Source organism: Ferrimonas sp., assembly GCF_048263965.1.
Taxonomy (GTDB): domain Bacteria; phylum Pseudomonadota; class Gammaproteobacteria; order Enterobacterales; family Shewanellaceae; genus Ferrimonas.
This window is the reverse complement of the sequence record NZ_JBLXDO010000033.1, coordinates 20857-28270: the sequence shown is the minus strand read 5'-3', so window position 1 is coordinate 28270 and position 7414 is coordinate 20857. Positions and strand designations below refer to the sequence as shown.

At 56.4% G+C, this 7414-nt stretch carries 6 protein-coding genes; 3 read left to right on the top strand and 3 right to left on the bottom strand.

Translation table 11 applies throughout. From position 1 onward, the window contains the following. Positions 1 to 125 precede the first annotated feature (125 nt). The 3 genes from ahpF to ACN0RV_RS18885 form a co-directional block, all read right to left on the bottom strand. Positions 126 to 1718 carry an alkyl hydroperoxide reductase subunit F gene (ahpF, locus tag ACN0RV_RS18895; RefSeq protein WP_417350094.1) on the bottom strand — a complete coding sequence of 531 codons (1593 nt, stop codon included), beginning with the start codon at positions 1716 to 1718 and terminating at the stop codon, positions 126 to 128. 112 nt (positions 1719 to 1830) lie between these two features. Continuing rightward, positions 1831 to 2388, bottom strand: a complete 558-nt coding sequence (gene ahpC, locus ACN0RV_RS18890) for an alkyl hydroperoxide reductase subunit C (protein WP_417350093.1) — start codon at positions 2386 to 2388, stop codon at positions 1831 to 1833. Positions 2389 to 2645: 257 nt separating this feature from the next. Further along, positions 2646 to 3071 carry a hypothetical protein gene (locus tag ACN0RV_RS18885; RefSeq protein WP_417350092.1) on the bottom strand — a complete coding sequence of 142 codons (426 nt, stop codon included), beginning with the start codon at positions 3069 to 3071 and terminating at the stop codon, positions 2646 to 2648. A gap of 407 nt (positions 3072 to 3478) precedes the next feature. Between ACN0RV_RS18885 and ACN0RV_RS18880 the strand changes: the two genes are divergently transcribed. From ACN0RV_RS18880 to ACN0RV_RS18870, 3 genes are all read left to right on the top strand, one after another. After that, complete coding sequence (locus ACN0RV_RS18880; RefSeq protein WP_417350091.1) at positions 3479 to 4393, top strand: alpha/beta fold hydrolase; 915 nt, start codon at positions 3479 to 3481, stop codon at positions 4391 to 4393. 331 nt (positions 4394 to 4724) lie between these two features. Continuing rightward, a complete protein-coding gene (locus ACN0RV_RS18875) occupies positions 4725 to 5843 on the top strand; it encodes an NADH:flavin oxidoreductase (protein WP_417350089.1) in 1119 nt (372 codons plus the stop codon). A 170-nt stretch (positions 5844 to 6013) separates the two neighbouring features. Next, positions 6014 to 6991: a transposase gene (locus ACN0RV_RS18870; protein WP_417350087.1), complete on the top strand. Its 978-nt coding sequence runs from the start codon at positions 6014 to 6016 to the stop codon at positions 6989 to 6991. The last annotated feature ends 423 nt before the right edge of the window (positions 6992 to 7414 follow it).

Below are 7414 nucleotides of genomic sequence, written 5' to 3'. Positions count from 1 at the left end.
GGATACCGGGACAGCGACTACTTCTTCCTGAAGATACGAGCCGCTTTTCCCGGTAATGCGCGATGAACCATAAAAAATGCCAGTCAGGGGCTCTAACTGGCATTGAAGCTTGGCTATGGCAACGGTTAGGCGGCCTCGGTCTGCTCGGCGGGCACCGGGGTGCGAATCAGGTAATCGAACGCCCCCAGGCTGGCCTTGGCCCCCTCGCCCATGGCGATGATGATCTGCTTATAGGGCACGGTGGTCACGTCACCGGCGGCAAACACCCCCGCCAGGCTGGTGGCACCATGGGCGTCCACCTCAATCTCACCGCGCTCAGACAGGGCCACCTTGCTCTGCTTCAGCCACTCGCTGTTGGGCACCAGACCAATCTGAACGAAGATCCCCGCCAGCGCCAGCTGATGCAACTCTCCGCTGCTGCGATCCTTGTACTCCAGGCCGGTGACCCGGGTCCCGTCACCCAGTACCCGAGTGGTCTGGGCCAGGGTGATGATCTCGATGTTGGCAGTGGCATTGGCCTTGTCGATCAGCACCTGATCGGCCCTCAGGGTATCGGCAAACTCCAGCACGGTCACATGCTCGACGATGCCGGCCAGGTCGATGGCCGCTTCGATGCCGGAGTTTCCGCCGCCAATCACCGCGGTGCGCTTGCCCTTGAACAGTGGGCCGTCACAGTGGGGGCAGTAGGCCACACCCTTGTTGCGATACTCCTGCTCCCCAGGCACCTTCATCTCACGCCAGCGTGCGCCTGTGCTGGTGATGACGCTGCGGGCCCGAAGCACCGCGCCGCTCTCCAGCTCCACATGGATGTAGCCGTCGCCACTCTCCTCGGCACCGACGATGTTGGCAGCACGTTGCTCGGTGATGATCTCCACCCCGTAGTCCTTGACGTGCTCCTCCAGGCTGGCCACCAGCTTGGGGCCGGTGGTGGCCTTGACCGAGATGAAGTTCTCGATGGCCATGGTGTACTGCACCTGACCGCCGAAACGATCGGCCACCACCCCGGTACGGACCCCCTTACGGGCCGCATAGATGGCGGCAGAGGATCCGGCCGGACCGCCGCCCACCACCAGCACTTCGAAAGGCGCCTGCTGGTTTAATTTGACCGCCTGCTTCTCGGCGGCGCCACTGTCCACCTTGCCGAGGATCTCCGCCAGAGACATGCGCCCCTGACCGAAGAGCTCACCGTTCACAAACACGCTGGGCACCGCCAGGATGTCACGGGACTTCACCTCATCCTGGAAGGCAGCGCCGTCGATCATGGTGACCGACACCAGCGGGTTGATGGCCGCCATCATGTTGAACGCCTGCACCACCTCGGGGCAGTTCTGGCAGGAGAGGGAGATGAAAATCTCCACCTGAAGCTCAGCGTCCAGAGCCGCAATCTGCTCTATGGTCTCCGGCTCCAGCTTGATGGGGTGGCCGCCGCTGTGCAGCAATGCCAGCACCAGGGAGGTGAATTCGTGGCCCATGGGCAGGCCGGCAAAGCCAATGGCGGTGCCCTTCTCCAGGTTCTCCACCAGCATCAGCGGCTTGCGCTCGCTGTGGCTGTCATCCCGGACCACACTGATGCGCTGACTCAAAGAGGCGATGTCCGCCGCCAGGGCCGCCAGCTTGCTGCCGGTTTCGCTGTCATCCAGGCTCAGGCGCAGCTGCACATCGGACTTCAGGTTGGACAAGTAAGATTGTAATTGCTGCTTCATCGCTTGGTCTAACATGGTGGAACCTCAGAAATTCAGTGGTGATCGATGATGGGAGTGAATTGATGACCAATGACCACCCCGCCGCACCAGGGCGACGGGGGGCACTGGGGAGAGAACCCGGCAGAGATTAGATTTTGCCGACCAGGTCCAGGGAAGGCGCCAGAGTCTCTTCACCCTCTTTCCACTTGGCGGGGCACACTTCACCTGGGTTGTTGGCCACGTACTGCGCCGCTTTCACCTTACGCATCAGGTCTTCCGCGTCGCGGCCGATGCCTTCGGCGGTAATCTCCATCGCCTGGATGACGCCCTCAGGGTCAATCAGGAAGTTGGCGCGGTCTGCCAGGCCCTGGCCTTCACGCATCACGTTGAAGTTGTTGGTGATGGTGCCGGTCTGGTCGCCCACCATGAAGTAGTTGATCTTGCCGATGGTGTCGGAGCTGTCGTGCCAGGCCTTGTGGGTGAAGTGAGTATCGGTGGACACGGAGTACACCTCGACGCCACGGCGCTGCAGCTCTTCGTAGTGGTCAGCCAGGTCGCCCAGCTCGGTGGGGCAAACGAAGGTGAAATCGGCTGGGTAGAAGAAGAATACCGCCCACTTGCCCTTAACGTCCTGCTCGGTGATCTCTACAAACTCGCCCTGTTTGAAGGCGGTGGCTTTGAAAGGCTTAATCTGAGTGTTGATCATGTCGTATCTCTCTTATTCGCAAGGTTTAAATGGTGACGCCCGCTGCGTCGATGGAGCTATAGTGCCCCAGACCGGCAAATCAAAAAAACAATTACAAGCTATCGACGCAACCGTATTTTTCGATTAAGGGGGGGGGTAAAGGTGAACAGAAAAAGGAAAACCAATGGGAAACAGCAGGATGGATTTAGGCTGGCCAGATGGGCGCCGCTGAGCACTTCCACACGCTTGGGAGCGGAAGCACTCAGCCGATAGACGGTCTAGGAAGAGTGCTCGGCGGAGGTGGAAACCGTCAGGTGCTTCTGGGTCAGCCACAGCACGGTTACCACAACGTACATCGCCAGCGGGAGCAGCCTGACGGTAATGGAGGTGGCTTCGGGGCTGGCCGCCAGACCCAGCATGGGGGTTTCGCCCAGATCCCAGGCCCCGGAAGTGCCGTGCAGATAGAAGGACTGCGCCGCCCAGAACAGGCTCACCAGCACAAAGGGAAAGCGCCGGCGGGACAGCATCTGATAGCCTCCATAGGCGCCAGCCAGAGACAACAGACAGACGGCAACGAAACCGGTCAGTTCGGCGCCGTTGGTCCAGTCAGAGAACATCAGGGTATTGAACAGCCGATAGATGGCGTAGAACACGGTGATCGCCATGCAGGCCACCAGGGCCTTAGCTTCCTTACTGTGGGTCAATGTTCGGCTCCTTGTGGCAACACGGCCTCTGGCAAACACACTGCAGACTCAGTGTTTTGCTCAAAAGATTGGACTGAACAACCAGAATATCAGAACACCCTGTCCAATCACCGGGGAAAAATACAGCCCTTTTGTAACAACTCTGGTCAAACCCTGCCGCCATCCTCTTTCAATCTGGTTCAAAAAGTGTTGATCATTAGTAACATTCACGGCCATACTAAACTAGAGCAATTGCTCTAAATTGATTTTCAATGAGGATGACACGACCGCAGCCCGACGAGTTCGCCCCGACGACCTCAAGGCTGGCAGTTGTTGGGGAACAGCTGAAATCGGACAACACAGAGACTCCTCCATCGCGAGGATGAGTACTTTCAACTCAAAAAGAACTTTGCAGGAAAGGAAGCAACATGAAGAAAGTCGTGGTGACCGCTGTTATCGCAGTACTGGTTTTACTCTCTCCCGTTCTATACATGCTCTACTCATTCTCCGCCAACGGCCCCATGCCCGACGAGGAGTTCCAGGCCAGATTGCCGGAGATCATCAACACCCTGGAATACCAGATTGAGGGGGACGGCCCAGAAACCCTGGTGCTGATCCACGGCTACCCCGACAGCCTGGAGATGTGGGACCAGCAGGTGGACTACCTCAAGGACTACTACACCTGTGTGCGCTTCACCCTGCCGGGCTTCGAACTGGATGACAACGGCCAGCGCCCCGAATTCAACATTCAACAAACCCGGGCAATCATCGACGGCTTCATCAAAACACTGGGCAAAGACAAGGTGACGGTGCTGGCACACGACTGGGGCGCGGTGTTTGCCTTCAAGTACCTGGCGAAAAACGACCTGGTTGACCGGGTGGTGCTGTACGACATCGGCAGCTTCGGCGACGAGGAGCGCCCCTCCATCAACGTCAAATACACCTTCGCCCTGGCGGTGGCCTGGGCGCTGCCCGAATCCTGGGGCGAGAGCCTCACCCGCTACACCGCCGAGGAGATTCTGCACATCGAGGACGTGGACCCGCACAAGACCATCGACGACCTGCGCTCGGATCCACGCCTGACCTACCCCTACTGGCATCTGTGGAAGTCCATCGTCTCCAAACAGCTTCCCCCCTCTCTGGAAGTGGAAGAGTATGGCACCCCCTTCCTGTTCCTCTATGGCAAGGACAAGAAGGTGTGGTTCCATGCCAACAGCTGGGCCGAGAAGGTAGAAGCCCTGGATAAGGGCCAGGTGGAATCGCTCCCCGGAGGCCACTGGTTCATGCACTCCTCCGCCGACCTGGCCAACGACAAGGTGCACAACTGGCTGCAGCAGCATTGAGGCCTCATCGCTTCACGCCCTAAAGGGCATATATAGCCAGGCGGATAATCCCTCCTTAATCACGGCCAGCTCAGCAGATGCTAAGCTGGCCAACTTTCTTTGAGCGCGCGACCTGCCAACGTTAGCGCTTACCTGCACTGAAACCGGCAAAGGAATTTGCTCATTATCCGATAAATCCCTTCATATCAGCCACATGCCCGAACGTGGTACGACTGCGCCTCACCCATGACCGTCATGCATCTACTCAATGTATAAAATTCATTATTTTTGTGAGATCTAGGCTCAGGTACACCATCAGGTTTTCATGTAAGAATTCGGCCAATTTTTTTGCGTGTTGTTGAGGCCAGAATTGAAGAGCTTATTTGAGCAGTCCCATATCGGAAGCATGAGACTGAAGAACCGTTTTGTCAGAAGCGCCACCTGGGAAAATATGACCACCGAAGATGGCCATATGACCGATAAGCTTTACGCAATCTACGATGAACTGGCCAAGGGTGAAGTGGGATTGATCATCACCGGCTACGCCAACATCGTTCAGGAAGAGCAGCCAAACCCGGGCATGATGGGGATCTACGATGACTCCTTCATCAACGAGTACATCAAGCTGACTGACCTGGTCCACGACAGTGACGCCAGGATCGTCATGCAACTGGCCTATGGCGGCACCAAGACCACCCACAACGTGGGCGAAAGAGTCATCTTCGCCCCCAGTGAAGTGCCGGAGAGAGGCACCAAAACATTGGGCAAGGCGATGACCAAAGAGGAGATCGACTACATCATCGATGCCTTCGCCAAGGCCGCTTGGCGAGCCAAGGAAGCCGGCTTTGACGGTGTCGAGATCCATGGCGCCCACACCTATCTGATCAATCAGTTCTTGAGCCCCTACTACAACCGCCGGGAAGACGAATATGGTGGAAGCCTCAAGAACCGCATGAGGTTCCTGCTGGAGATCTACGCCAAGATGCGCCAGGTGGTGGGCGACGACTTCCCTATCATGGTGAAACTGACCGCGTCAGATTTCTTCGAAGGCGGACTCACCTTCGATGAGACTAGGGTCATCTGCAAAAACCTGGAAGCCGTTGGCGTCGACGCCATTGAGCTTTCCGGCAACATTCACGGCAAGGCAGACACCCTGGTGGGAGAGGAGTTTGACGAGCATAAGATTCAGGAAGAGGGCTACTTCCTGGATTTTGGCAAGGTGGTCAGCGAAGAGATCAATGTACCAGTCATCACCGTCGGCGGCCTGTCTGACATCGAGACTCTGGAAGAGATCGCCAGCAGCACTAAGATCGAGTACTTCGCCATTGCACGCCCCCTGCTGGCCGAACCTCACCTGGTTAAGCGTTGGAAAGAGGGCGACCGCAGCCCAGTTATCTGTGAAAGATGCTCCAAGTGCCGCACCCGCAGGGGCAACTTCTGCGTCGTGCACAACAAGCGCAGAGAGCAGTAAGCTCTCCGAACCTGACAAGGGCACCAAGAGCTCTGTTGCTCAGCTATCCCATTTCTCCACGGGATTTGCTGGTGCCCTTGTACCATTCCCCCATACATGGACACCCACACTAACAGCAACGACTCTCATCCACGCCTATCCTTTGTTTTCATTCTCAAGGAGCGAGAACGATGCCTAAGGCCAGGAAACAACAAATCAGCTTGGACGACACCCGCTACTATCACTGCGTCAGCCGCTGTGTTCGACGCGCCTTCCTCTGTGGTCAAGATCCCTATACCGGCAAGTGCTATGAACACCGCAGGGAGTGGGTACAAGAACGGTTGCTGTCACTGACACAAGTGTTTGCCATTGAAGTCATCGCCTTTGCCGTTATGAGCAATCACACCCACGCAGTGCTTTACGTCAATGTGGACAAGGCCCACAGCTGGAGTGAGTTAGAGGTCATCGAGCATTGGCATATGCTGTTCACAGGCAACGCCATGACCCGCCGCTTTCTAATAGAGGAAGAGCGTGATGAGATGGAGAGTTGGGAGCTGCACCGAGTGGAGCAGTTGGTGACGCTGTACCGTCAGCGATTGGCCGACATCAGCTGGTTTATGCGAACACTGAACGAATTCATTGCTCGTAAAGCCAATAAGGAAGACAACTGCAGCGGTCGGTTTTGGGAGGGGAGATTCAAGTCTCAGGCGCTGCTGGATGAGCAGGCCCTGCTCTCCTGTATGGCCTATGTCGACCTCAATCCCATCAGAGCCAAGATGGCCAGCACACCCGAGCAGTCAGACCATACCTCAATCCAACTGCGCATTCGTGCTGCGTTAGCAGGAAAACAGCCAGCAAGACTCAAAGCGTTTGATGTAGAGGACATAGAGAACTGTACCCTGCCCTGTCATCTCAATGATTACCTGGAACTGGTGGAGTTCACCGGCAGGGCCTTACGAGAGGACAAGGCAGGACATATAACCAAAGGCACCGCCAACCTACTCGCCAGGTTGGAGATAGAGCTCGATAACTGGATGGAGCTCACCCAAGGCTTTGAGTACCAATTCCATCACTTGGCAGGCCGAGAGCACAGCATACGGCAGTGCCGCCAAGCCGACGGGTTGAAGCGAATACGAGGCTCAACCAACGCTAAGCGATTGCTCGCCTAATCGTCAGCCAAACCCCGCCTTCATGTCGACCATGCAGCGCTCGACGGTTTAAACACGCCCATTGCCCAAGAAATACAGCCCAACGCCACAATTCCAGACACCTTCACTACCAGAAGTGCCGCAAGCCTCATCTGTTAATCACTAGATTCAGCTAAGCCAACCGAAGCAAAATGAGCGCCCGGATAGCATGGGTGTCTATGTAACAAACACCAACGCCACAATTCCTGACACCTTCACTACCAGAAGTACCGCAAATCTCATCTGTTAACCACTAGATTCAGCTAGGCCAACCGAAGCAAAATGAACGCCCAGATAGCATGGGTGTCTTTGTATCTATGGGTGTCTATGTAAGTAGTCATTAGTTTCAGCTAGGCCAACCGAAGCAAAATGAGCGCCCAGATAGCATGGGTGTCTTTGTATCTT

Coding starts and splice junctions, on each gene's coding strand:
- ACN0RV_RS18880 (WP_417350091.1), top strand. CDS start 3,479: ATGAAGAAAGTCGTGGTGACCGCTGTTATCGCAGTACTGGTTTTACTC.
- ahpF (WP_417350094.1), bottom strand. CDS start 1,718: ATGTTAGACCAAGCGATGAAGCAGCAATTACAATCTTACTTGTCCAAC.
- ACN0RV_RS18870 (WP_417350087.1), top strand. CDS start 6,014: ATGCCTAAGGCCAGGAAACAACAAATCAGCTTGGACGACACCCGCTAC.
- ahpC (WP_417350093.1), bottom strand. CDS start 2,388: ATGATCAACACTCAGATTAAGCCTTTCAAAGCCACCGCCTTCAAACAG.